The 21,648-nt window shown below is 64.3% G+C and carries 24 protein-coding genes; 2 read left to right on the top strand and 22 right to left on the bottom strand.

Annotation, left to right across the window (positions count from 1 at the left end; genetic code table 11):
* Positions 1 to 50 precede the first annotated feature (50 nt).
* Positions 51 to 1,289 (top strand): OprD family porin, encoded by a 1,239-nt coding sequence (locus IB273_RS10215; RefSeq protein ID WP_192224002.1) that lies wholly within the window; start codon positions 51 to 53, stop codon positions 1,287 to 1,289.
* 53 nt (positions 1,290 to 1,342) lie between these two features.
* Here IB273_RS10215 and IB273_RS10210 read toward each other — a convergent pair whose 3' ends face one another.
* Positions 1,343 to 1,675: a DUF5629 family protein gene (locus IB273_RS10210; protein WP_081515953.1), complete on the bottom strand. Its 333-nt coding sequence runs from the start codon at positions 1,673 to 1,675 to the stop codon at positions 1,343 to 1,345.
* Positions 1,676 to 1,809: 134 nt separating this feature from the next.
* On the opposite strand from IB273_RS10210, the gene IB273_RS10205 reads away from it, so the two are divergent.
* A complete protein-coding gene (locus tag IB273_RS10205) occupies positions 1,810 to 2,763 on the top strand; it encodes an aldo/keto reductase (RefSeq protein ID WP_192224001.1) in 954 nt (317 codons plus the stop codon).
* Positions 2,764 to 2,916: 153 nt separating this feature from the next.
* On the opposite strand, the gene IB273_RS10200 is transcribed toward IB273_RS10205, so the two are convergent.
* The 21 genes from IB273_RS10200 to trmJ all read right to left on the bottom strand — a co-directional run bounded on the left by IB273_RS10200 (position 2,917) and on the right by trmJ (position 21,587).
* Positions 2,917 to 3,711, bottom strand: coding sequence for an amidohydrolase (locus IB273_RS10200; protein WP_192224000.1), 795 nt, complete (start codon positions 3,709 to 3,711; stop codon positions 2,917 to 2,919).
* The gene (locus IB273_RS10195; RefSeq protein WP_192223999.1) at positions 3,699 to 4,847 is read right to left on the bottom strand and encodes a pyridoxal phosphate-dependent aminotransferase; all 1,149 of its coding nucleotides are present in this window, start codon (positions 4,845 to 4,847) and stop codon (positions 3,699 to 3,701) included. Before IB273_RS10195 ends, IB273_RS10200 begins: the two co-directional genes overlap by 13 nt.
* Positions 4,848 to 4,927: 80 nt before the next feature.
* Positions 4,928 to 6,415, bottom strand: a complete 1,488-nt coding sequence (der, locus tag IB273_RS10190; protein WP_081515961.1) for a ribosome biogenesis GTPase Der — start codon at positions 6,413 to 6,415, stop codon at positions 4,928 to 4,930.
* A gap of 83 nt (positions 6,416 to 6,498) precedes the next feature.
* Entirely contained in the window at positions 6,499 to 7,641 is a 1,143-nt protein-coding gene (bamB, locus tag IB273_RS10185; protein WP_081515963.1) for an outer membrane protein assembly factor BamB, read from the bottom strand.
* A 1-nt stretch (position 7,642) separates the two neighbouring features.
* Positions 7,643 to 8,287 (bottom strand): YfgM family protein, encoded by a 645-nt coding sequence (locus IB273_RS10180; protein ID WP_081515965.1) that lies wholly within the window; start codon positions 8,285 to 8,287, stop codon positions 7,643 to 7,645.
* Positions 8,288 to 8,310: 23 nt separating this feature from the next.
* Complete coding sequence (gene hisS / locus IB273_RS10175; RefSeq protein WP_192223998.1) at positions 8,311 to 9,600, bottom strand: histidine--tRNA ligase; 1,290 nt, start codon at positions 9,598 to 9,600, stop codon at positions 8,311 to 8,313.
* A gap of 18 nt (positions 9,601 to 9,618) precedes the next feature.
* Positions 9,619 to 10,731: a flavodoxin-dependent (E)-4-hydroxy-3-methylbut-2-enyl-diphosphate synthase gene (gene ispG / locus IB273_RS10170; protein WP_017522283.1), complete on the bottom strand. Its 1,113-nt coding sequence runs from the start codon at positions 10,729 to 10,731 to the stop codon at positions 9,619 to 9,621.
* A 1-nt stretch (position 10,732) separates the two neighbouring features.
* On the bottom strand, positions 10,733 to 11,770 hold the full coding sequence (locus tag IB273_RS10165) for a helix-turn-helix domain-containing protein (protein WP_167523222.1): 1,038 nt from the start codon (positions 11,768 to 11,770) through the stop codon (positions 10,733 to 10,735).
* Positions 11,767 to 12,525, bottom strand: a complete 759-nt coding sequence (gene pilW / locus IB273_RS10160) for a type IV pilus biogenesis/stability protein PilW (protein ID WP_081515971.1) — start codon at positions 12,523 to 12,525, stop codon at positions 11,767 to 11,769. Before pilW ends, IB273_RS10165 begins: the two co-directional genes overlap by 4 nt.
* Positions 12,526 to 12,541: 16 nt before the next feature.
* Positions 12,542 to 13,690 (bottom strand): 23S rRNA (adenine(2503)-C(2))-methyltransferase RlmN, encoded by a 1,149-nt coding sequence (gene rlmN / locus IB273_RS10155; protein ID WP_081515973.1) that lies wholly within the window; start codon positions 13,688 to 13,690, stop codon positions 12,542 to 12,544.
* A 27-nt stretch (positions 13,691 to 13,717) separates the two neighbouring features.
* Positions 13,718 to 14,149, bottom strand: coding sequence for a nucleoside-diphosphate kinase (gene ndk / locus IB273_RS10150; protein WP_024762960.1), 432 nt, complete (start codon positions 14,147 to 14,149; stop codon positions 13,718 to 13,720).
* 250 nt (positions 14,150 to 14,399) lie between these two features.
* Complete coding sequence (gene iscX, locus IB273_RS10145) at positions 14,400 to 14,600, bottom strand: Fe-S cluster assembly protein IscX (RefSeq protein WP_017522288.1); 201 nt, start codon at positions 14,598 to 14,600, stop codon at positions 14,400 to 14,402.
* Between the two features lie 14 nt (positions 14,601 to 14,614).
* Entirely contained in the window at positions 14,615 to 14,953 is a 339-nt protein-coding gene (gene fdx / locus IB273_RS10140; RefSeq protein WP_081515975.1) for an ISC system 2Fe-2S type ferredoxin, read from the bottom strand.
* 6 nt (positions 14,954 to 14,959) lie between these two features.
* Complete coding sequence (gene hscA / locus IB273_RS10135; protein WP_081515977.1) at positions 14,960 to 16,819, bottom strand: Fe-S protein assembly chaperone HscA; 1,860 nt, start codon at positions 16,817 to 16,819, stop codon at positions 14,960 to 14,962.
* 44 nt (positions 16,820 to 16,863) lie between these two features.
* The gene (gene hscB, locus IB273_RS10130) at positions 16,864 to 17,385 is read right to left on the bottom strand and encodes a co-chaperone HscB (protein ID WP_081515979.1); all 522 of its coding nucleotides are present in this window, start codon (positions 17,383 to 17,385) and stop codon (positions 16,864 to 16,866) included.
* Positions 17,386 to 17,393: 8 nt separating this feature from the next.
* Positions 17,394 to 17,717: an iron-sulfur cluster assembly protein IscA gene (iscA, locus tag IB273_RS10125; protein ID WP_017522292.1), complete on the bottom strand. Its 324-nt coding sequence runs from the start codon at positions 17,715 to 17,717 to the stop codon at positions 17,394 to 17,396.
* Positions 17,718 to 17,743: 26 nt separating this feature from the next.
* Positions 17,744 to 18,130 (bottom strand): Fe-S cluster assembly scaffold IscU, encoded by a 387-nt coding sequence (gene iscU, locus IB273_RS10120; protein ID WP_015478505.1) that lies wholly within the window; start codon positions 18,128 to 18,130, stop codon positions 17,744 to 17,746.
* A 27-nt stretch (positions 18,131 to 18,157) separates the two neighbouring features.
* A complete protein-coding gene (locus IB273_RS10115) occupies positions 18,158 to 19,372 on the bottom strand; it encodes an IscS subfamily cysteine desulfurase (protein ID WP_081515981.1) in 1,215 nt (404 codons plus the stop codon).
* Positions 19,373 to 19,400: 28 nt separating this feature from the next.
* Positions 19,401 to 19,895, bottom strand: coding sequence for a Fe-S cluster assembly transcriptional regulator IscR (iscR, locus tag IB273_RS10110; protein ID WP_017522294.1), 495 nt, complete (start codon positions 19,893 to 19,895; stop codon positions 19,401 to 19,403).
* 140 nt (positions 19,896 to 20,035) lie between these two features.
* Complete coding sequence (cysE, locus tag IB273_RS10105; RefSeq protein ID WP_192223997.1) at positions 20,036 to 20,815, bottom strand: serine O-acetyltransferase; 780 nt, start codon at positions 20,813 to 20,815, stop codon at positions 20,036 to 20,038.
* A complete protein-coding gene (gene trmJ, locus IB273_RS10100) occupies positions 20,808 to 21,587 on the bottom strand; it encodes a tRNA (cytosine(32)/uridine(32)-2'-O)-methyltransferase TrmJ (RefSeq protein ID WP_017522296.1) in 780 nt (259 codons plus the stop codon). The genes cysE and trmJ overlap by 8 nt, the downstream gene beginning before the upstream one ends.
* Between the last annotated feature and the right edge of the window lie 61 nt (positions 21,588 to 21,648).

The following is a 21,648-nucleotide window of genomic DNA, read 5'->3' as shown; positions in this document are numbered from 1 at the left end:
TCGCCGGCGTGGCGCCCTGCGCCCCGGTGAACGGCACCCAGGAGATGACGATGTTCCGTAATCGCTTTGCCGGCGCGCTGCTCTGCAGCGCGCTGATGCCCCTCTGCGCCCAGGCCGACCTGATCGACGAAAGCCGCCTGGACACCACCCTGCGCAACTTCTACATGCTGCGCGACTATCGCCAGGACAACGCTCCGCAATCCCAGGCCGGCAGTTGGTCCCAGGCCGTGCTGGCGCGCTTCAGCTCAGGCTTCAGCAAAGGCACCATCGGTGTCGGCGTGGACTTCACCGGTTTCTACGCCCTGAAGCTCGACGGCGGCGCCGGCACCAGCAACGACAGCAACCTGCCCTACGACCGCACGACGGGTGAGCCGGTGGATGACTTCAGCCGTGGCGGCGCCACGCTCAAGCTGCGCTATTCGAAGACCACGCTGAAGGTCGGCCTGCTGGAGCCGCGCCTGCCGGTGATCTTCCAGGATGACGTGCGCGTGCTGCCGCAGACGTTCCAGGGCGTGATGCTGGAGTCGAAGGAGTCGGATCGCTTCAAGTTCACCGCCGCGCAACTCTGGAACACCAGCACCCGCGCCTCCAGTGACCGCGAGTCGTTCTACCTGGCCACCCGCCCCGCCAGCCAGGACAGCAACAAGCTGAATCTGGGCGGCGTCGATGCGCAGTGGACGCCCGGCCTGTCTACCAGTTACTACTTCGCCCAGCTCGAGGATATCTACGACCAGCACTACGTCGGCGCCAACTTCAAGCAGCCGGTGGGCGAAAATACCGCGCTGCTCGGCACCCTGAGCTACTTCCACAACGAGGAATCCGGGCAGGCGCTGGCCGGGCGCATCGACAACCGCGCCTATGGCGCGCGACTCGGCGTGAAGCACGGCGGCCACATGCTTTCGGCCACCTACCAGCGCATGCTTGGCGAAGACATGTTCCCCATGCTGCTGGGCAACACACCACAGCCGTACCTGGTCAACTGGGTCACCAATGGCGGTTTCTTCTGGGCGCAGGAGCGCTCCTACCAGCTGCGCTACGACTATGACTTCGCCAGCCTCGGCGTGCCGGGCCTGACCCTGATGACGCGCTACACCAAGGGCACCGACATCTCGCGACCGGGCCAGAGCGACGGCCACGAATACGAGCGCGATACCGATGTGGGCTACACCATTCAGAGCGGCCCGCTGAAGACGCTGTCGTTCCTTGTGCGCACCTCCACGGTCCGCAGCAGCTACGCCAGCGACTACGACGAAGTGCGCTTCATCACCAGCTACCCGCTGGCGTTCTGAAACCCGAAATGAAAAAGGCCCCTCACGGGGCCTTCTTCGTTGTCAGGAGACGCTTACTCATCGTCGCCGCTGGCGGCGACTGCGCCAAGGCAGCACAGTCGGTGCTGCTGGTCGCCGGCCTGCAGCAGCCAGGTCTCGTCTTCGGCCTGATAGCTGGCCTCCATCACCTGGTTGTAGCTGAAGCGCCACTCGCGGCGGTCGCGGCCATCGATGGACTCGATCTGCAGCACCACGTCTTCGCTGGCGAAGGGCTGGTCGGCGTGGGCAGCGGCGTCGGCCTGGTCCAGCAATGCCTCGTTGAGCTCGAACTGCCAGGCGTGCAGACCGTCGATCAACAGCATGTCGGCGGTTTCCAGCTGGTCCAGCAGATAGGGAGTCGTGGTCATGACGGGCACTCGGCAATTGGGCTGGCCGCCATGATAGACCAGCTGGCGTACCGCTGCCGGCCAATCCGCCCCGCGGCGGCGGGCAGCACGTCTACACTGAGGGTTCCCGCACACCCGCTGAGGAGTCAAAGCAGATGCGTACACGCGAACTCGGACAATCGGGCCTGAAGATTCCTGCGCTGGTCTTCGGCGGTAATGTGTTCGGCTGGTCCTCCGACGAGGCGACCTCGTTTCGCTTGCTGGACGCGCTGCTCGACGCCGGGCTGAACTGCATCGACACCGCCGACGTTTACTCGCGCTGGGTGCCGGGCCACGAGGGCGGCGAGTCGGAAACCCTGATCGGCAAGTGGCTGAAGAAGACCGGCAAGCGCAACCAGGTGATCATCGCGACCAAGGTCGGCATGGACATGGGCAACGGCCACAAGGGACTGTCGGCGGTGTACATCGAGCAGGCACTGGAGCGCTCGCTCAAGCGCCTGCAGACCGACTACATCGACCTCTACCAGTCCCACTGCGACGACCCGCACACTTCGCTGGAGGAAACCATGGGTGCCTTCGCCGAGGCGGTGGAGCGCGGCAAGGTGCGGGTGATCGGCGCCTCCAACTTCGACGCCAAGCGCCTGCGCGAAGCCCAGGAGCTCTGCACCCGCTTGAAGCTGCCGCAGTACCAGAGCCTGCAGCCCAACTACAACCTCTACGACCGCGCCAACTACGAGACGCAGTTGGAGCCGGCGGTGCAGCAACTGGGTCTGGGCGTGATCAATTTCTACTCCCTGGCCGCCGGCTTCCTCACCGGCAAGTACCGCCGCGAGGACGACCTGGGCAAGAGCAGCGTGCGCGGCTACAAGGTGAAGAACTTCATGAACGAGCGCGGCTTCGCGATCCTCGATGCGCTGGAGGAAGTGGCCGGCGAACTGAATGCCACGCCGACCCAGGTCGCACTCGCCTGGCTGATGGCCCGCCCGAGCATCACCGCGCCGATTGCCAGTGCGTCGAAGCTGGAGCAGTTGCCCGACCTGATCGCGGCGGTGGAGCTGAAGCTCAGTGACGAGGCGATCCAGCGGTTGAATTCCGCCAGCGCCTACTGAAGAAGTCACGGGAAAACTGACCGTAGGATGGGTGGAGCGCAGCGATACCCATGCTGTCAGCGCTGCAATTGATGGGTATCGCTTCGCTCCACACCATCCTACTTGGAGACTCCCTGCAGGAGCGCGCCAAAGCCCGCCCTCCAGGGGGATCCGTTACGCCCGGATATCGAACTCGTCGGCGTCGAGGTTTGCCGGGAATCGCTCGCGGTAAGCCGCGAGCTCCGCTGCGCTCAGGGCAATCTGGAAGACCCCGTCGGCATTGCCGGCGGCCAGCAGGTTGTCACCCTGGAAATCGAGCACCTGGCTATCGCCGGAATAGGCATGGCCCTTGCCATCTTCACCGACGCGGTTGACCGCCGCGACATAACAGAGGTTCTCGATAGCCCGTGCCGGCAGCAGGCGATTCCAGTGCTGGCGGCGCGCAGCCGGCCAGTTGGCGGTATAGAGCAGCAGGTCGGTGTCCTGCGCGTCGCGGCTCCAGACCGGGAAGCGCAGGTCGTAGCAGACCAGCGGGCGAATCCGCCAGCCCTTCCATTCCAGTAGCACCTGCTGGTCGCCCGGCGTGTAGTGCTTGTGTTCGCCAGCCATGCGGAACAGGTGGCGCTTGTCGTAATGCTGCATCTCGCCGTCCGGGCGTGCCCAGAGCAAACGGTTGCGATGACTTCCGTCAGCGGCGCGGATAATTACGCTGCCACAGACCACGGCATCGAGCCGGGCCGCCTGCTCGCGAAGCCAGGCGTAGGTCGCGCCCTCCTCCGCCTCGGCCAGCGCCTCGGAATCCATGGAAAAGCCGGTGGTGAACATCTCCGGGAGGATCACCACGTCTGCGCCACGGGCGCTTTCCAGCAACGCCTCGAAGCGCTCGCGGTTGGCCTTGGCGTCGTGCCAGACCAGGGTAGTCTGCACGAGGGCGAGCTTGAGGTCGGCCAGTTGAGTCAGATCGCGCATAGTCGTTCCGCTGCCTGGCGCAGCGTCTCCTCTTTCTTGGCGAAGCAGAAGCGCACCAGACGCGCGTCCGCCGGAGCCTGCTGGTAGAACACCGAGACCGGAATGGCGGCCACGCCGTGTTCGGTGGTCAGCCATTCGGACATGGCGACATCATCGAGGTCCGGGCGAATCGCCGAGTAATCGACCACCTGGAAGTAGGTTCCGGCGGCACGCTGGAAGGTGAAACGCGAGCCTTCCAGCAGATTGCAGAACAGGTCGCGCTTGGCCTGGTAGAAGCTCGGCAGCTCGCGCAAGTGCTCGGGGTGCGCGGCCATGAAGTCGGCCAGCGCCCATTGCAGCGGCGTCACGCCACAGAAGTTCACGTACTGGTGAATCTTGCGCATCTCCGCCGACAGCGCCGGCGGCGCGACCACGTAGCCGGTCTTCCAGCCAGTGACATGGTAAGTCTTGCCAAAGGAGCTGATGACGAAGGCCCGCGGATACAGTTCGTCATGGGCCAGCACGCTGGCGTGCTGCACGCCGTCATAGATCAGGTGCTCGTAGACCTCGTCGCTGATCACGTAGATCTCGCGATCGCGGATCAGCTCGGCGAGGCGATCCAGGTCGGCACGATCGATCAGCGCACCGCTGGGGTTGTGCGGGCTGTTGAGGAAGATCAGGCGCGTGCGCGGGGTGATGGCATCGGCCAGGCGCTGCCAGTCGATGCGGAAGTCCGGCTGGCTCAGCGCGACGTGTACGCAACGACCGCCGGCCAGTTCGACCGAAGGCTCGTAGCTGTCGTAGCAGGGGTCGAGGACGATGGCTTCGTCGCCGGCACGGATCAGCGCCTGTACCGCACAGAAAATCCCTTCGGTCGCGCCGGGGACGATAGTCACTTCGGCGTCGGCGCTGACGTTGCGGCCATAGAGGCTCGCGACCTTGATCGCGACCTGTTCGCGCAGCGCCGGCAGGCCAGTCATCGGGCTGTACTGGTTATGCCCGTCCATGACGTGGCGGGCGACCGCTTCGAGCAGCGGTGCGGGGCCGGGGAAGTCCGGGAAGCCCTGGGAGAGATTCAGCGCTCCGCTTTGCGCGGCGAGCTGGGACATGCGGGTGAAGATGGTGGTGCCGACATTCGGCAGTTTGCTGGTAAGCATGGCGTGACTACAGGCTGCAGGCGATGAGAGGAAGTCCCTACTCTATCGCCTGCGGCTTGCGGTCTAAAGCCTGACAGACGTTATTTACGTTTGTCCTTCTTCTTCTTCTCCGCCTTCTTGTGGTGCGACATCAGGCGGCGCTTCTTGTTGACCTGGCGATCGGTGAGCTGGGTCTTCTTGCCCTCGAACGGGTTGTCACCGCCCTTGTACTCGATGCGGATCGGCGTACCGACCAGCTTCAGCACGCGACGGAAGGTCTTCTCCAGGTAGCGGGTATAGGCCTTGGGCACCGCGTCCACCTGGTTGCCGTGGATCACGATCAGCGGCGGGTTGGCGCCACCCAGGTGCGCGTAGCGCAGCTTGATGCGGCGGCCGTTGACCATCGGCGGCTGGTGGACCTGGATGGCGTCCTCGAGGATCTGCGTGAGCTTGCTGGTGGGCCAGCGGGTCACGGCGGAACGGAAGGAGTCCTGCACCGACTTGTACAGGTGGCCGACGCCGGTGCCGTGCAGCGCGGAGATGAAGTGGATGTCGGCGAAGTCGGCGAACATCAGCCGGCGCTCGAGCTCGGTCTTCACGTAGTCGCGCTCGGCCGATTCCATGCCGTCCCACTTGTTCAGCGCGATGACCAGCGCGCGGCCGGTCTCCAGCACGAAGCCGAGCAGGTTGAGGTCGTGTTCGACCACGCCTTCGCGGGCGTCCATGACGAAGATGACCACGTTGGCGTCCTGGATCGCCTGCAGGGTCTTCACCACGGAGAACTTTTCCACCGCCTCGAATATCTTGCCGCGGCGGCGCACGCCGGCGGTGTCGATGAGGGTGTACTTCTCTTCGTTGCGCTCGAAGGGGATGTAGATGCTGTCGCGGGTGGTGCCGGCCTGGTCGTAGACGATCACCCGCTCTTCACCGAGCATGCGGTTCACCAGCGTGGACTTGCCGACGTTGGGGCGTCCGATGATGGCGATCTTGATGCCATCCTTCTCGCTCGGGCCGGGAATGCGCTTGGCTTCCTCGCCTTCGGCGACTTCTTCCATCTCGCCGGGCAGGTCGTTGTCTTCCGGCGCTTCCGGCTCGGGAGCGAACATCTCGCCCAGGGCTTCCTGGAGCATCTGGGTGATGCCGCGGCCGTGGGCGGCGGCGATCGGGATCGCATGCCCCAGGGCCAGCGGGCTGAACTCGGCGCGGGCGATGTCCGGATCGACGGTGTCGACCTTGTTGGCCACCAGGTAGGTGCGCTTGTTCTTCTTGCGCAGGTGCTCGCCGATCATCTCGTCGGCGGCGGTGAGGCCGGCGCGGGAGTCGACCATGAACAGGACGGCATCGGCCTCTTCGATGGCCTGCAGCGACTGCTCGGCCATCTTGGCGTCGATACCCTCTTCGTCACCGGAAATACCACCGGTATCGATGACGATGAATTTCTTGCCCTGCCACTTGGCCTCGCCGTACTGGCGGTCTCGGGTCAGACCTGCGTACTCGGCGACGATGGCGTCGCGGGTGCGGGTCAGGCGGTTGAACAGGGTGGACTTGCCGACGTTCGGGCGGCCCACCAGGGCTATTACGGGAACCATGCGGCTCTCCAGGAAATTTGATTTTCAGAAAACACGACGGCCGCTGCCGTTTTTCACGGCAGCGGCCGGCAGTAACACTCAGCTTAGCGAATCGTGTAGGCGGCCAGCTTACCGCTGTTGCCGAACACGTACATCCAGCTGCCGACTACCAGCGGGCGAACCCGCACGCCGTCACCGTCGACCTTCTCGCGGCCAACGAAACGACCGTCCACCTGGCTCAGCAGGTGCACGTAACCTTCCAGGTCACCAACGACCACGTTGCTCGACAGCACGGCCGGAGCGGACAGCTGGCGGCGAGCCAGGGCGTCGTTGCTCCACAGCGAGGACGAACCACGGGAATCGAGGCTTTCGACGGTGCCGCTGGACTGGCTGATGAACACGCTGCCGGTACCTTCGGCGACGCCGACGTAGCTGGAAGCTTCACGCTGCCAGAGTACGCGGCCGGTGCCCACGTCCAGCGCCGCAGCGCGGCCCTGGTAGCTGGCGACATAGAGAACGTTGTCGACCAGCAGCAGGCCGCCGTCGATATCGACGACGCGGTCCAGCTCGGAACGGCCCTGAGGAATCGCAACGCGCGCTTCCCAGACCGGCAGGCCACGCTCCACGTCCACCGCAACGACCTTGCCGCTGGCCAAGCCAGCCAGGGCCAGACGACCCGCGATCAGCGGAGCGCCAGTGCCGCGCAAGGTCAGCACCGGTACGGTACCTTCGTAGATCCAGCGCTGGTTGCCGGTGGAGGCATCGAATCCGATCAGCTTGTCGTCCTGGGTCTGCACCACCACCACGTCACCGTTGGTGGCCGGGGCAGCCAGCACTTCGCTGGTGACCTTGGCGCGCCATTTCTGCTCGCCCGAACCGGAATCCAGGGCGATCACGTCGCCACGCAGGGTGCCCAGCAGGACCATGCCGCTGCCCACACCGACAGCGCCGGAGATCGGCAGATCGAGGTCTTTCTTCCACAGCACTTCGCCGGTTTCGCGCTGCATGGCCATGACGCGGCCTTCGGCGGACGCGGCGTAGATGGTCTGGCCATCCACGGCGGGCTCGAGCAGGTTGTACAGGTCGCCCTGGCCGTCACCGACCGAACGGCTCCACTGTTTCTCCAGGCGGACCTCTTCCTTGAAATCGGTCAGCTCGGCCGGTGGCAGTTCTTTCTTGCTATTGCTGCTGCAACCCACAGCCATCAGGGTCAGTGCCAGCAGTGCAACGTGTTTCCAACGCAACATCTCAGGCGTCTCCCTTGGCCAGGTCGTCGAGTTTCATCTGCAGGGCGCCAACGGCGGCGTCTTCCGGCAGGGCAGCCTTGGCCTTTTCGTAGGCGACACGGGCGTCGTCGTTGCGCTTGAGCTGCAGCAGCAGGTCGCCGCGCAGTTCTTCGCGAGTGGCGACGTAGGCCTTGTCGACGTTGCCGTCGAGCAGCTTCAGACCGTCTTCGGCCTTGCCCTGGGCAGCCAGGACACGTGCCAGGCGCTGGCGCGCCAGCTCGCCGAGGGTGGCGTCAACCGGCTTGTCGACCACGGCCTTGAGCTCGAGGACGGCGTCATCCAGCTTGCCGCTGTCCACCGCAACCTTGGCGACGAACAGGCGGCCGTACTGGGCGTACGGAGTGCCGGCGAAGTCGGTGTTCAGCTTGCCAGCGAGCTCGGCGACCTTGGCGGTGTCGGGCTTGCCGGCCGGGTTCAGCGCGGTTTCCAGCAGGGCCTGGTAAATGATCGAGGCGCCCTGGGACTGGTTGTTCTGGTACTTTTTCCAGGCCTGCCAGCCAAACACCACGATCAGCGCCAGAGCGGCGCCGGTCAGCAGGGGCATGCCGTTACGCTGCCACCAGTCCTTGATGTCAGCGATCTGTTCTTCTTCGGTACGGTTACTCACCCCAATACTCCTATCCGCTCGATTCAGGCCTGCTTGAGGCAGGCAGCCAGGTGCTCGGGCAGAGCATCCCAGGCGATATTCTGTTGTTCGCCCTCGCCACGCAGGGGCTTGAAACCTACCACGCGGTTGGCCAGTTCGTCGTCACCCAGAATCATTGCGAACTGTGCGCCGCTCTTGTCGGCCTTCTTGAACTGGCTCTTGAAACTGCCGGCACCGGCGTTGACCAGCAGGCGCAGGCCCGGAATGGCCTCACGCAGCTGCTCGGCCAGGGTCAGCGCAGCCAGCTCCGCCGGCTCGCCGAAGGCGCAGACGTAGAGGTCGGCCGGGCGGTTCAGCTCGGAGGGCACCACGCCCAGGGTTTCCAGCAGCAGCACCAGGCGTTCCACGCCCATGGCGAAGCCCACGCCCGGAGTCGGCTTGCCGCCGAACTGGCTGACCAGACCGTCGTAGCGGCCCCCACCGCAGACGGTGCCCTGGGCGCCGAGCTTGTCGGTGACCCACTCGAAAGCAGTGCGGCAGTAGTAGTCCAGGCCACGCACCAGCTTCTGGTTGATCTCGTAGCGCAGACCGACCGCATCCAGGCGGGCCTTCAGGCCCTCGAAGTGGGCGATCGACTCTTCGTCCAGGTAGTCGTGCAGGCTCGGCGCGCCGACCAGCAGGGCCTGGGTGCTCTCGACCTTGCTGTCGAGAATGCGCAGCGGGTTGGTGGTCATGCGACGCTGGCTGTCTTCGTCCAGTTGCTCGAAGCGTTCCTGCAGGTAGGCCACCAGGTCGTCGCGATAGCGCGCGCGGGCTTCACTGGAGCCCAGGGTGTTCAGCTGCAGGGTCACGGCGTCGGCCATGCCCAGCTTCTGCCACAGGCGCCAGGTAAGGATGATCAGCTCGGCGTCGATATCCGGGCCGGGCAGGTTGAAGACTTCAACGCCGATCTGGTGGAACTGGCGGTAGCGGCCTTTCTGCGGCTTCTCGTAGCGGAACATCGGGCCGGTGTACCACAGCTTCTGTACCTGGCCACCGCCCGACAGGCCATGCTCCAGCACGGCGCGCACGCAGCCCGCAGTGCCTTCCGGACGCATGGTCAGGGACTCGCCGTTGCGGTCGAGGAAGGTGTACATCTCCTTGTCGACCACGTCGGTGCCTTCGCCGATGCCACGGGCGAAGAGCTCGGTGAACTCGAGGATCGGCAGGCGGATCTCGCTGTAGCCGTAGCGGTCCAGCAGGCCGGCGAAGGTGCGTTCCAGATAGCGCCAGGCCGGGGTCTGGTCCGGCAGGATGTCGTTCATGCCACGGATGGCTTGCAGGGACTTGCTCACTTAGGATCCTTGTTGCGGTCAGCCGCGCACGATGAGTGCGGCGTCGGCCTCGGCCTTCTCGGCCGCTTTTTCGCGGATCAGCCGTTCCAGCTCATCCACCAGGTTATCGTTCTGCAGCTTCTGCGCCGGCTTGCCGTCGATGTAGATCAGGTTGCTCGGCGTGCCGCCGGTGAGGCCGATGTGGGCCTCCTTGGCTTCGCCCGGGCCGTTGACCACGCAGCCGATCACGGCAACGTCCAGCGGCACCAGCAGGTCCTCCAGGCGGCCCTCCAGCTCGTTCATGGTCTTGACCACATCGAAGTTCTGCCGCGAGCAGCTCGGGCAGGCGATGAAGTTGATGCCACGGGAGCGCAGGCGCAGCGACTTGAGGATGTCGAAGCCGACCTTGATCTCTTCCACCGGGTCGGCGGCCAGCGAGATGCGAATGGTGTCGCCGATGCCCTCGGCGAGCAGCATGCCCAGGCCGACGGCCGACTTCACGGTGCCCGAACGCAGGCCACCGGCTTCGGTGATGCCCAGGTGCAGGGGTTGTTCGATCTGCTTGGCCAGCAGGCGGTAGGCGGCGACGGCCATGAACACGTCGGAGGCCTTCACGCTGACCTTGAAGTTCTGGAAGTCCAGGCGGTCGAGGTGATCGACGTGACGCATGGCCGACTCCAGCAGCGCCTCAGGGGTCGGCTCGCCGTACTTCTTCTGCAGGTCCTTCTCCAGCGAACCGGCGTTGACGCCGATGCGGATCGGGATATTGCGCTCGCGGGCGGCATCCACCACGGCCTTCACGCGGTCTTCACGACCGATGTTGCCCGGGTTGATGCGCAGGCAGTCGACGCCCAGTTCGGCCACGCGCAGGGCGATCTTGTAGTCGAAGTGGATGTCGGCAACCAGCGGCACCTTGACCTGCTGCTTGATCTTGCCGAACGCCTCGGCGGCGTCCATGTCCGGCACGGAGACACGGACAATGTCCGCGCCTGCGTCTTCCAGACGACGAATCTGGGCGACGGTGGCGGCCACATCGAGGGTATCGGTGTTGGTCATGCTCTGCACGGCGATGGGGGCATCCCCACCCACCGGCACGTTACCTACCCAGATCTTGCGGGAAAGGCGACGTTTGATCGGAGACTCGCAATGCATCTTACTGTCCACCCAACTTCAGGCGAGCGGTGCCACCGCGCGCCGGCGTGACTTCGACCGGCTGGCCGTTGTAGCTGACCTGGGCGCCCTGGGCGAAGCCCAGGCGCAGCTGGACCGGCGCCTTGGCGGCGACTTCCAGCGAATCACCCTTGCGCTTGAGACCCTCGAGGACGACCTTGCCGTCGGCATCGGTCACCTGGGTCCAGCAATCGGCGCTGAATTGAACCTTGACCACGCCCTGCCCTGCAGAAGCGACCACCGGAGCGGCAGGCGCCTCGGTCGGAGCCACAGGGACAACCGGAGCAACAGGGCTGGCCGGAGCGACGGGCTGCTGTGCAGCCGGTTGCTGAGCCGGAACTGCAGGAGCCTGGGCCGGAGCGGTTTCGGCAACGGCCGGGGCGCCCGGTTCTGACGGGTTGGCAGCGACCGGTGGAGTGCCTTCGGCCGGAGCCTCGGCGCTGCCGTTGTCGCCGGCAGGCTCGCTGGGAAGCGCCGGAGTATTGGCCTGGTCCTCGGCAACAGCCTGGTCTTCCGGCTCGTCGAGGGTATGGATTTCGGTGGTGCCGTCGGCGCTCTCGACCTCGACGTGCTCCATGTTCAGGCTGCCGGTCTCGGCCGGGCGCGCAGAACGCTCCTGCCACCAGAAGTAGCCGAACCCGATGAGCACGGCCAGCAGCGCCAGACTGAACAGGCGCAGCAGGTTGCGCGACAGGCGTACCGGCTCGACCACGCGACCGAGTGCCTGGACGTTGCTGCCGGTGGCGTCGGTGCCGGTGTACTGGTCGAAGGCGGTGACCATCTGGGCCTGGTCCATGCCCAGCAGCTTGGCGTAGGCACGGATGTAACCACGGGCGAAGGTGTGGCCCGGCAACTGCTCGAACGAGCCCTGCTCCAGCGAACGCAGGGCGTTCTCGGTCAGGTTCAGCTGGCCGGCGACCTGAGCGGTGCTCCAGCCCTTGTTCTCGCGCGCCTGGCGCAGGGTTTCGCCAGGGTTGGCGCGGGTCGTGCCGATGACATCGGACTGCGACGTATTCATCATTTATCCGCCTGGTATGCCTGGTATTCAGGAGAAGCGGGATACAGGCGCTTGAGTTGCAGCCCGTAGCTGGCAGCGGTATCCCGGTCGTCGTAGATCTTTGCCAGTCGAATCCCCAGCAGCAGGCTGCGCGCAGTCTGCGGGCCCCGCTTGAGGTATTCCTCGTAATAGCTGCGAGCCGGCACGTACTCGCGGTCCTGGTAGGTCAGGTCAGCCAGTTCGAGCAGCGCACCCGTCGAATTGCGGTTCAGGCGAATGGCCTTCTCGAAGTATTCCTTGGCCTGAGCGCGGTTGTTGAGCTTCATGCTCACCAGGCCGAGATTCTCGAAGATGCGCGAACGCTCGGAATAGAGGCCGTCTTCGGTGGCCTTCATGTAGGTGTCGTAGGCTTCCTGATAACGCTTCTGCTCGAACAGGAAGCCCGCGTAGTTGTTCAGGATGCGCGCATCGCCCGAGCGCGAGGACAACGCCTTGCGAAACTCGCTCTCGGCGAGCTTGGGCTCTTTCTCGACCTGATAGACCACGGCCAGGGCAGCGTGGGCATCGGCGCTGGAGGAGTCGAGATCCAGGGCCTGGCGGAGCGGCACCTTGGCCTGCTCGGTGTTGCCCATCTGCAGGTAACCGATACCGAGCTGGATATAGGCGTCACGCGCCTCGTCCCGGCCCTTCTCGGTTTTCAGAGGATCCTGTTTACCAGTCGTCACGCAACCCGTCAGCACGGTTGCCAACAGTAAGCACAGCGCGGCGCGCAGGGTCATCGGAATCCTCCCTAGTTCAGTTTCGGTTGGTAGCTGGCGCGGTCTGGTCGGCATCGGCCGCCAGCTGACGTACGGCAATATAGCGTTCGCTGCGGCGGGTGCGGTCCATCACCTGGCCTACCAGCTGACCACAGGCGGCATCGATATCGTCGCCACGGGTGGTACGAACGGTCACGTTGAAGCCGCTCTTGTGCAGCATGTCCTGGAAACGGCGAATGGCATTGTTGCTCGGACGCTCGTAACCCGAATGCGGGAACGGATTAAACGGAATCAGGTTGATCTTGCAAGGGAAATCCTTGAGCAGTGCGATCAGCTGCTCAGCATGCTCGGGCTGGTCGTTGATGCCGGCCAGCAGGGTGTACTCGATCGTCAGCACGCGCTCCTTGCCCAGGCGCGTGATGTAGCGGTAGCAGGAATCGAGCAGCATCTCGAGCGGGTACTTCTTGTTGATCGGCACCAGCTTGTTGCGCAGTTCGTCGTTGGGTGCGTGCAGCGACAGCGCCAGGGACACGTCGGTCACCTCGGCGAGCTTGTCGATCATCGGCACCACGCCAGAGGTGGACAGGGTCACCTTGCGCTTGGAAATACCGTAGCCGAGGTCTTCCATCATGATGCTCATGGCGGTCACGACGTTGTCGAAGTTCAGCAGCGGCTCGCCCATGCCCATCATCACCACGTTGGTGATGGCACGGTCGATCTTGCCCGGGATGGTCCCGAACGACTGGTTGGCGATCCACACCTGGCCGATGATCTCGGCGGAGGTCAGGTCGCTGTTGAAGCCTTGCTTGCCGGTGGAGCAGAAGCTGCAGTCCAGCGCGCAACCGGCCTGCGACGACACGCACAGGGTACCGCGGCCGCCTTGCGGGATGTACACGGTCTCGACGCAACTGCCCGAGGCCACGCGCACCACCCACTTGCGGGTACCGTCAGCGGAAATGTCCTGGCTGACGATCTCCGGAGGACGAATTTCGGCAACGGCCTCGAGCTTTTCGCGCAAGGCCTTGCCGACGTTCGTCATGGCGCCGAATTCAAGGGCGCCAAAGTGGTGAATCCATTGCATCACCTGGCCGGCGCGGAAGCGCTTTTCACCGATGGACTCGAAGAATTCCTCGAGCTGGGGCTTGGTCATGCCCAGCAGGTTGGCCTTTACAGCGGTATCAGTCATGGATTCACCCTCGCTCATTCGCCTGGATCAGCGAATGCGCTCGCACACCTCGGTGCTGGAGAAGAAGTAAGCGATTTCGCGGGCAGCCGAAGCTTCCGAGTCGGAACCGTGTACGGCGTTCTCGTCGATGGAAACGGCGAAGTCGGCGCGGATGGTGCCAGCGTCGGCTTTCTTCGGATCGGTGGCGCCCATCAGTTCACGGTTGCGCAGGATGGCGTCTTCGCCTTCCAGAACCTGAACAACGACCGGGCCGGAGGTCATGAAGGAAACCAGGTCCTTGAAGAAGGGACGCTCTTTGTGCTCGGCGTAGAAACCGCCAGCTTCGCGCTCGGACAGCTGAACCATCTTGGAAGCGACAACGCGCAGGCCGGCTTTCTCGAAGCGGGTCAGGATTTCGCCGATGACGTTCTTGGAAACGGCGTCGGGCTTGATGATGGAGAAGGTACGTTGCAGGGCCATGGAAATAACTCCGAAAAGCAAGGTTGGTAATGCCAAGAAGCCCCTGGCGTGGCCAGGAGCTCCTGCGATTCTAGGGTTTGCCGCGCGCTGCGCCCGTGGGGCGGAAGCCGCGAAACCGGCCCGACTGCGACAGGGCCGGCGACTGGAAAATTCCCTCGGGGAAATTTTCGACAGCTCACCTAAAGATAAAACCCGCGAATTATACGCGGGTTCATGACAAATGGGTACGCGGCTCTAGTGAGCCGCGCCCTCAGTCGGCTTCTTCGATCCAGGCGGCCTGGATGGCCTCCAGGACCTTTTCCCCACCGCGGGAAGGATCGTCGCTGAACTCCGGCAATGCCAGCACCCAACGGTGCAGATCGACGAAATTTACGTAGCGCGGATCGACGTCCGGCTTGGATTCGGCCAGCTGGATGGCGATTTCGAGCACATCAACCCATTTCAGACTCATGTGAGCGCTCCGCCTCAGTGTCCTTCGGACACCTGGTTGATGGTGTATTTCGGGATTTCCACCACCAGATCGGTCTCGCCGACCACGGCCTGGCAGGACAGGCGCGAATCCGGCTCCAGGCCCCAGGCCTTGTCCAGCATGTCGTCTTCCAGCTCGTCGGAGGCTTCCATGGAGTTGAAGCCTTCGCGCACGACCACGTGGCAGGTGGTGCAGGCACAGGACATCTCGCAAGCGTGCTCGATCTCGATGCCGTTGCGCAGCGCCGCCTTCATGATGGTTTCGCCCGGCTGGGCTTCGATCACGGCGCCTTCGGGGCAGTGTTCGGCGTGGGGCAGAAAGACAATCTGCGGCATCTTCGCTTATTCCTCGAGTTCATTGAGCCGGCGACCGGCCAGTGCGGCTTTGACGGTAGCGTCCATACGGCGCGCGGCAAAGGCGTCGGTCAGCTGGGACAGACGCTTGATCTGTAGTTCGATGGCAGTGGCATCGCTGCCGGTAGCCAGCTCGCGCAGCGAGTCCATGCCGGCATCGATGACCAGGCGCTCGTCCGCATCGAGCAGGCGCTCGCCATCGGCGTCCAGCGCGGATTGAACGGCCTCCAGCAGACGCTGGGCCTCGACCTGCTGCTCACGCAGCGTACGGGCAGCCATGTCGTCGCCGGCGTACTGGAAGGAATCCTGCAGCATCCGGGCGATCTCGCCGTCGGTCAGGCCGTAGGACGGCTTGACCTGGATACTCGCCTCGACTCCCGAGGACAGCTCGCGGGCGGAAACACCCAGCAGGCCGTCGGCGTCGACCTGGAAGCTGACGCGGATCTTTGCCGCGCCCGCCACCATCGGCGGAATGCCGCGCAGCTCGAAGCGCGCCAGGGACCGGCAGTCCTTGACCAGCTCACGCTCGCCTTGCAGCACATGAATCATCATGGCCGTCTGGCCATCCTTGTAGGTGGTGAACTCCTGGGCACGCGCCACCGGGATGGTGGTGTTGCGCGGAATCACCTTCTCCATCAGCCCGCCCATGGTTTCCAGGCCGAGCGACAGAGGGATCACATCCAGCAGCAGCAGCTCTTCGCCACGCTTGTTACCGGCCAGGGCATCGGCCTGGATGGCGGCGCCGATGGCGACCACCTGATCCGGGTCGATATCGGTCAGCGGCTCGCGACCGAACAGCTCGCCCACCAGCTCGCGAACGCGCGGCACGCGGGTGGAACCACCGACCATGACCACGGCGCTGACCTCTTCCAGCTCGATGCCGGAATCACGCACCGCACGGCGGCAGGACTTGAGGCTGCGCTGGATCATCGGGTCGATCAGGGAATCCATCTGGGCGCGGGTCAGCTCGCCGGCCCAGCTGTCGTAGGCGACGGTAACGCTGGCGCTATCGGTCAGGGCTTCCTTGGCGGCACAGGCGGTCTGCAGCAGACGGCGCTGGGCGCCCGGATCGAGGTCGGCCGAGATGCCGGCCTGCTCGATGATCCAGCCAGCGATGGCATGGTCGAAGTCGTCGCCACCCAGGGCGGTGTCGCCGCCGGTAGCCAGGACTTCGAAGACGCCACGGGTCAGGCGCAGGATGGAGATATCGAAGGTACCGCCGCCCAGATCGTAGATGGCGACCAGGCCTTCGGCGTTCTTGTCCAGGCCGTAGGCAACGGCGGCTGCGGTCGGCTCATTGAGCAGGCGCAGCACGTGCAGGCCGGCCAGACGCGCAGCATCCTTGGTGGCCTGACGCTGGGCGTCGTCGAAGTAGGCGGGAACCGTGATCACCGCGCCCACCAGCTCGCCACCCAGGGTGGATTCGGCGCGCTGACGCAGGACACGGAGGATTTCGGCGGAGACTTCCACCGGGCTCTTGGCGCCCTGGACAGTCTCGATGAAGGGCATGTGCGATTCGCCCTGGGTGAAGCGATACGGCAACTGGCCGCCGAGCTGCTTCACATCTTCCAGGCCGCGGCCCATGAAGCGCTTGACCGAGATGATGGAGTTCAGCGGGTCTTGCGAGGCGGTGGCGCGAACGCTCTCACCCACCTCGATGCGATCGGCGAGGTAACGCACCGCCGAAGGCAGGATCACTTCGCCGCGGTCGTCCGGCAACGGAGCCGCGACGCCGCTGCGCACGGCAGCGACCAGGGAATTCGTGGTGCCCAGGTCGATCCCCACGGCCAGGCGACGCTGGTGTGGCTGGGGGGTTTGTCCGGGCTCGGCGATCTGCAGTAGGGCCATGCGGTTTCTAATCAGGCTATCGGGCGCGGCGCGGGCCGCGCGGATTAATCGTCGAGTCGCTCTTCCAGCTGCCGCACTTCCTGCGCCAGCTTGTCGAGGAACTGCATGCGACGCACCAGGCGTTCGGCCAGGTCGCGGCGGGCGGCGTCATCCCAGCAATCGGCGAAATCCTCTTCCAGCCGGTGTTGGGCGGACTTCAGCTGACGCTTGAACTGCGCCACGCCGTCGAGATCGGCGCTTTCCTGCAGGTCTTCCAGGTCCTCGCGCAGCTGCATCTGCTGCAGAAGGAACTCCGGGTCCTGCACCGTGGCTTCCAGCGGCAGCGAGTCGCCGCGCAGGGCCAGCAGGTACAGGGCACGACGCGGAACGCTCTTCAGCGTCTGGTAGGCATCGTTGAGTTCAGCGGCCTTGGCCTGCGCCAGTCGCTGCTCGCGCTCGGAAGCATCGGCGAAACGGTCCGGATGGACGGTTCGCACCAGCTCACGATAGCGATTGCCGAGGGCTTCCAGATCGATCCGGAAGCCCGGCTGCAGGTCGAACAGCGCGAAGTGACAGGGACTACCCACACCCAGCCTCAGACGTTGAAGCTTTCGCCGCAGCCACACTCACCGCGCACGTTCGGGTTGTTGAACTTGAAGCCCTCGTTGAGGCCTTCCTTGGTGAAGTCCAACTCGGTGCCGTCGAGGTAGACCAGGCTTTTCGGGTCAATGATGACCTTCACGCCGTGGCTCTCGAAGACCTGATCCTCGGCTGCCAGCTCGTCGACGAACTCCAGCACGTAGGCCAGACCGGAACACCCGGTGGTGCGCACGCCAAGACGAATGCCCTCGCCCTTGCCGCGCCCTTCAAGGGAGCGGCGAACGTGGTTGGCGGCGGATTCGGTCATGCTGATGGCCATGGGAACTCCTTAACTTCCGAATCGCTTCAGAGCAGACCTTTCTTCTGCTTGTAGTCGCGCACGGCCGCCTTGATGGCGTCCTCGGCGAGTACCGAGCAGTGGATCTTCACCGGCGGCAGGGCCAGTTCTTCAGCGATGGTGGTGTTCTTGATGGATTCGGCTTCGTCCAGGGTCTTGCCCTTCATCCACTCGGTGGCGAGGGAGCTGGAGGCAATGGCCGAACCGCAGCCGTAGGTCTTGAACTTGGCGTCTTCGATGACGCCCTGTTCGTTGACCTTGATCTGCAGGCGCATCACGTCGCCGCAGGCCGGCGCGCCGACCATGCCGGTGCCGACGTCCGGGTCTTCGGCATTGAGCTTGCCGACGTTGCGCGGGTTTTCGTAGTGGTCGATGACCTTGTCACTGTAAGCCATGGCTAATCCTCACTTCTACGGGGCGGGTCAGTGGGCCTGCCATTCGACCTTGGACAGGTCGACACCCTCTTTGAACATATCCCACAGCGGCGAGAGTTCACGCAGCTTGGAAACGGCTTCCACCACCTTCTTGGCGGCGTAATCGACCTCTTCTTCGGTGGTGAAGCGACCGAAGCTGAAACGGATGGAGCTGTGCGCCAGTTCGTCGTTGCGACCCAGCGCGCGGAGCACGTAGGACGGCTCCAGCGAGGCCGAGGTACAGGCGGAACCGGACGAGACGGCCAGATCCTTGAGCGACATCATCAGCGACTCGCCTTCGACGTAGTTGAAGCTGACGTTGAGGATGTTCGGCGCGTAGGAAGTCGGGCTGCCGTTGAGGTACAGCTCTTCCAGGTCCTGCACCTGGTCGAAGAAGCGCTTGCGCAGGCCTTCGATACGGGCCATTTCCTGGTGCATTTCTTCCTTGGCGATGCGGAAGGCTTCGCCCATGCCGACGATCTGGTGGGTCGCCAGGGTGCCCGAACGCATGCCGCGCTCGTGGCCGCCACCGTGCATCTGGGCTTCCAGGCGCACGCGCGGTTTGCGGCGCACGTACAGAGCGCCCATGCCTTTGGGGCCGTAGACCTTGTGGGCGGAGAAGGACATCAGGTCGACCTTGAGTTTCTCCAGGTCGATGTCCACCTTGCCGGCCGACTGTGCAGCGTCGACGTGCAGCAGGATGCCGCGCGAGCGGGTCAGCTCGCCGATGGCGGCGATGTCGTTGATGCTGCCGACTTCGTTGTTCACGTGCATGACCGAGACCAGGATGGTGTCGTCACGCAGGGCGGCCTCGACCATCGCGGGGGTGATGATGCCCTCGGGGGTCGGTTCCAGGTAGGTCACTTCGAAGCCTTCGCGCTCCAGCTGGCGGCAGGTATCCAGGACCGCCTTGTGCTCGATCTTCGAGGTGATGATGTGCTTGCCCTTGGTCGCGTAGAAGTGCGCGACGCCCTTCACGGCAAGGTTGTCGGACTCGGTGGCACCGGAAGTCCAGACGATCTCGCGGGGGTCGGCATTGACCAGCTCGGCGACCTGGCGACGGGCATTCTCAGCCGCTTCCTCGGCCTTCCAGCCGAAGAGGTGGGAGCGCGAAGCCGGGTTGCCGAAATTGCCGTCAACCAGCAGGCAGTCGGCCATTTTCTGAGCGACACGCGGATCCACCGGGGTGGTGGCGGAGTAGTCGAGGTAAATCGGCAATCTCATCAGGTAACTCCTACAGGCGGGCGTTCGCTCAATCGATGGCGGACGCTTCAATCTTGTCGAGGCGCAGCGGCTTGGTGCCCGAGCAGCGACGCTCGTCCTGGCGCTGGGCGACCTCTTGAACTTCGCGGCGCTCGACCAGGTCGGCCAGGCTGATGCCGCTGAGGAACTCGTGAATCTGCTGACTGAGGTCGCACCACAGGTGGTGGGTCAGGCAGGTATCGCCGGAGTGGCAGTCGCCCTGACCCTGGCAGCGGGTGGCGTCGACCGACTCGTTGACCGCATCGATCACCTGGGCGACGTGGATGCCGGTCATGTCACGGGACAGCTGGTAGCCGCCGCCCGGACCACGCACGCTGACCACCAGGTTGCCACGGCGCAACTTGGCGAACAGCTGTTCCAGGTAGGACAGGGAGATACCCTGGCGCTCGGAGATATCGGCGAGAGAAACCGGGCCACGCTGGGCGTGCAACGCCAGATCGAGCATGGCGGTGACGGCATAGCGGCCTTTGGTGGTCAATCGCATGGGGAAATCCGGAAGAATCGCTGGTATGGCGGAAGTATGCTCTTTTCCGACTATTTAAGTCAACTATAAGACCTATTACTTTAGTCGGAATTAGCCAGCGAACGGCGGCATATTGTAGCAGCAATGCAAGGGCCGGCGCATCACTGCGCCGACTTGCTGCTCTCCTCGTCCTTGACTCCCGCGAAGTCCTCTTCCCGCAGAACCGGAAGATCTTTCGCACAGTAGTCGCTACCCAGAGCTGTCAGAGCCTTGCACATGCCTTCCAACCGACCATCGACGGCCTGCAGGTGGTCGAGCAACTGGCCGATGGCACGAGCCACCGGGTCGGGCATGTCCTGGCTGACGCCATAAGCATCGAACCCGAGCTTTTCTGCCATGGCCTGACGCTTGGCGGCCTGATCCGCGTCATCCTTGACGATGATGCGGCCGGGAATACCCACCACAGTGGCACCAGGCGGCACCTCTTTGGTGACCACAGCATTGGAACCGACCTTGGCACCAGCACCAACGGTGAACGGACCGAGCACCTTGGCGCCCGCCCCCACCACCACGCCGTCCGCCAGGGTCGGGTGACGCTTGCCCTTGTTCCAGCTGGTACCGCCCAGCGTCACACCCTGATAGATGGTCACGTCGTCGCCGATCTCGGCGGTTTCGCCGATGACGATGCCCAAGCCGTGATCGATGAAGAAGCGGCGACCGATCTTCGCGCCTGGATGAATCTCGATACCGGTCATCCAGCGACCGAAGTTGGACACCATGCGCGCCAGCCACTTCCAGCCGGACGTCCACAGGCAATGGGCCAGGCGATGCAGCCAGACGGCATGCAGACCCGGGTAGCAGGTGAGCACCTCGAAGGCGTTGCGCGCCGCCGGGTCACGATGGAATACGCTCTGGATATCTTCGCGTACACGCTCAAACATCTTCATCACTCCGCTTGGAAAGCTCCCCGCGGGCAGCTTTCTGTGTCTCGGTGAGAATACCCCGCAGGATATTCATCTCCAGCTTGCTGACACCGGCACGGCCATACAGGCGGCGCAGGCGCGACATCAGGTGGCGCGGCTTCTGCGGGTCAAGGAACTGGATATCCACCAGGGTCGACTCCAGGTGCGCGTAGAAGCGCTCCAGCTCGTCCGACGTCACCGGGACGCTGTTGAGCATGGCAGTGGACTCGACCTTCTCCTGCTTGGTCGGCTGCCCCTGAACGGCCAGCCAGGCCATGCGCACCTCGTAGACCAGCACCTGCACCGCCGTCGCCAGGTTCAGCGAGCTGAACTCGGGATTGGCCGGGATGTGCACATGGAACTGACATCGCTGCAGCTCCTCGTTGGTCAGGCCGGCGTATTCGCGACCAAACACCAGCGCAACCTCGCCACCCTGCTGGACATGCTCCAGGCTGGTGGTGGCGCACTCGCGAGGATCGAGCAGCGGCCAGGGGATGCGACGATCTCGCGCACTGGTGCCGAGCACCAGGCTGCAGCCCGCCAGGGCATCTTCCAGGGTGGGAACGACCACGGCCGCATCGAGGATGTCATCGGCGCCGGAGGCGCGGGCGCGGGCCTCGCCACTGGGGAAATCCATCGGATCGACCAGGACCAGGCGCGACAGGCCCATGTTCTTCATCGCACGGGCCGTACCGCCGATATTGCCGGGATGGCTGGTGTTGACCAGCACCACGCGAATTTTGTCGAGCAACGCGCGACTCCACACAAAAGCGAAAAAGGGAGGGAATCCTACCGCAGCAGTGGGGCTTGCG

Origin of the sequence: Pseudomonas sp. PDM19 (assembly GCF_014852215.1) — a bacterium.
GTDB lineage: Bacteria > Pseudomonadota > Gammaproteobacteria > Pseudomonadales > Pseudomonadaceae > Pseudomonas.
Note: the sequence above shows the minus strand (reverse complement) of the source record. Positions and strands in the feature narration are given on the sequence as shown.

What these genes read in the sequence shown, in the direction of transcription:
- IB273_RS10215 (WP_192224002.1), top strand. Translation starts at nt 51, where the DNA reads ATGTTCCGTAATCGCTTTGCCGGCGCGCTGCTCTGCAGCGCGCTGATG.
- IB273_RS10210 (WP_081515953.1), bottom strand. Translation starts at nt 1,675, where the DNA reads ATGACCACGACTCCCTATCTGCTGGACCAGCTGGAAACCGCCGACATG.
- IB273_RS10205 (WP_192224001.1), top strand. Translation starts at nt 1,810, where the DNA reads ATGCGTACACGCGAACTCGGACAATCGGGCCTGAAGATTCCTGCGCTG.
- IB273_RS10200 (WP_192224000.1), bottom strand. Translation starts at nt 3,711, where the DNA reads ATGCGCGATCTGACTCAACTGGCCGACCTCAAGCTCGCCCTCGTGCAG.
- IB273_RS10195 (WP_192223999.1), bottom strand. Translation starts at nt 4,847, where the DNA reads ATGCTTACCAGCAAACTGCCGAATGTCGGCACCACCATCTTCACCCGC.
- der (WP_081515961.1), bottom strand. Translation starts at nt 6,415, where the DNA reads ATGGTTCCCGTAATAGCCCTGGTGGGCCGCCCGAACGTCGGCAAGTCC.
- bamB (WP_081515963.1), bottom strand. Translation starts at nt 7,641, where the DNA reads ATGTTGCGTTGGAAACACGTTGCACTGCTGGCACTGACCCTGATGGCT.
- ispG (WP_017522283.1), bottom strand. Translation starts at nt 10,731, where the DNA reads ATGCATTGCGAGTCTCCGATCAAACGTCGCCTTTCCCGCAAGATCTGG.
- IB273_RS10165 (WP_167523222.1), bottom strand. Translation starts at nt 11,770, where the DNA reads ATGATGAATACGTCGCAGTCCGATGTCATCGGCACGACCCGCGCCAAC.
- pilW (WP_081515971.1), bottom strand. Translation starts at nt 12,525, where the DNA reads ATGACCCTGCGCGCCGCGCTGTGCTTACTGTTGGCAACCGTGCTGACG.
- rlmN (WP_081515973.1), bottom strand. Translation starts at nt 13,690, where the DNA reads ATGACTGATACCGCTGTAAAGGCCAACCTGCTGGGCATGACCAAGCCC.
- ndk (WP_024762960.1), bottom strand. Translation starts at nt 14,149, where the DNA reads ATGGCCCTGCAACGTACCTTCTCCATCATCAAGCCCGACGCCGTTTCC.
- iscX (WP_017522288.1), bottom strand. Translation starts at nt 14,600, where the DNA reads ATGAGTCTGAAATGGGTTGATGTGCTCGAAATCGCCATCCAGCTGGCC.
- fdx (WP_081515975.1), bottom strand. Translation starts at nt 14,953, where the DNA reads ATGCCGCAGATTGTCTTTCTGCCCCACGCCGAACACTGCCCCGAAGGC.
- hscA (WP_081515977.1), bottom strand. Translation starts at nt 16,819, where the DNA reads ATGGCCCTACTGCAGATCGCCGAGCCCGGACAAACCCCCCAGCCACAC.
- iscA (WP_017522292.1), bottom strand. Translation starts at nt 17,717, where the DNA reads ATGGCCATCAGCATGACCGAATCCGCCGCCAACCACGTTCGCCGCTCC.
- iscU (WP_015478505.1), bottom strand. Translation starts at nt 18,130, where the DNA reads ATGGCTTACAGTGACAAGGTCATCGACCACTACGAAAACCCGCGCAAC.
- IB273_RS10115 (WP_081515981.1), bottom strand. Translation starts at nt 19,372, where the DNA reads ATGAGATTGCCGATTTACCTCGACTACTCCGCCACCACCCCGGTGGAT.
- iscR (WP_017522294.1), bottom strand. Translation starts at nt 19,895, where the DNA reads ATGCGATTGACCACCAAAGGCCGCTATGCCGTCACCGCCATGCTCGAT.
- cysE (WP_192223997.1), bottom strand. Translation starts at nt 20,815, where the DNA reads ATGTTTGAGCGTGTACGCGAAGATATCCAGAGCGTATTCCATCGTGAC.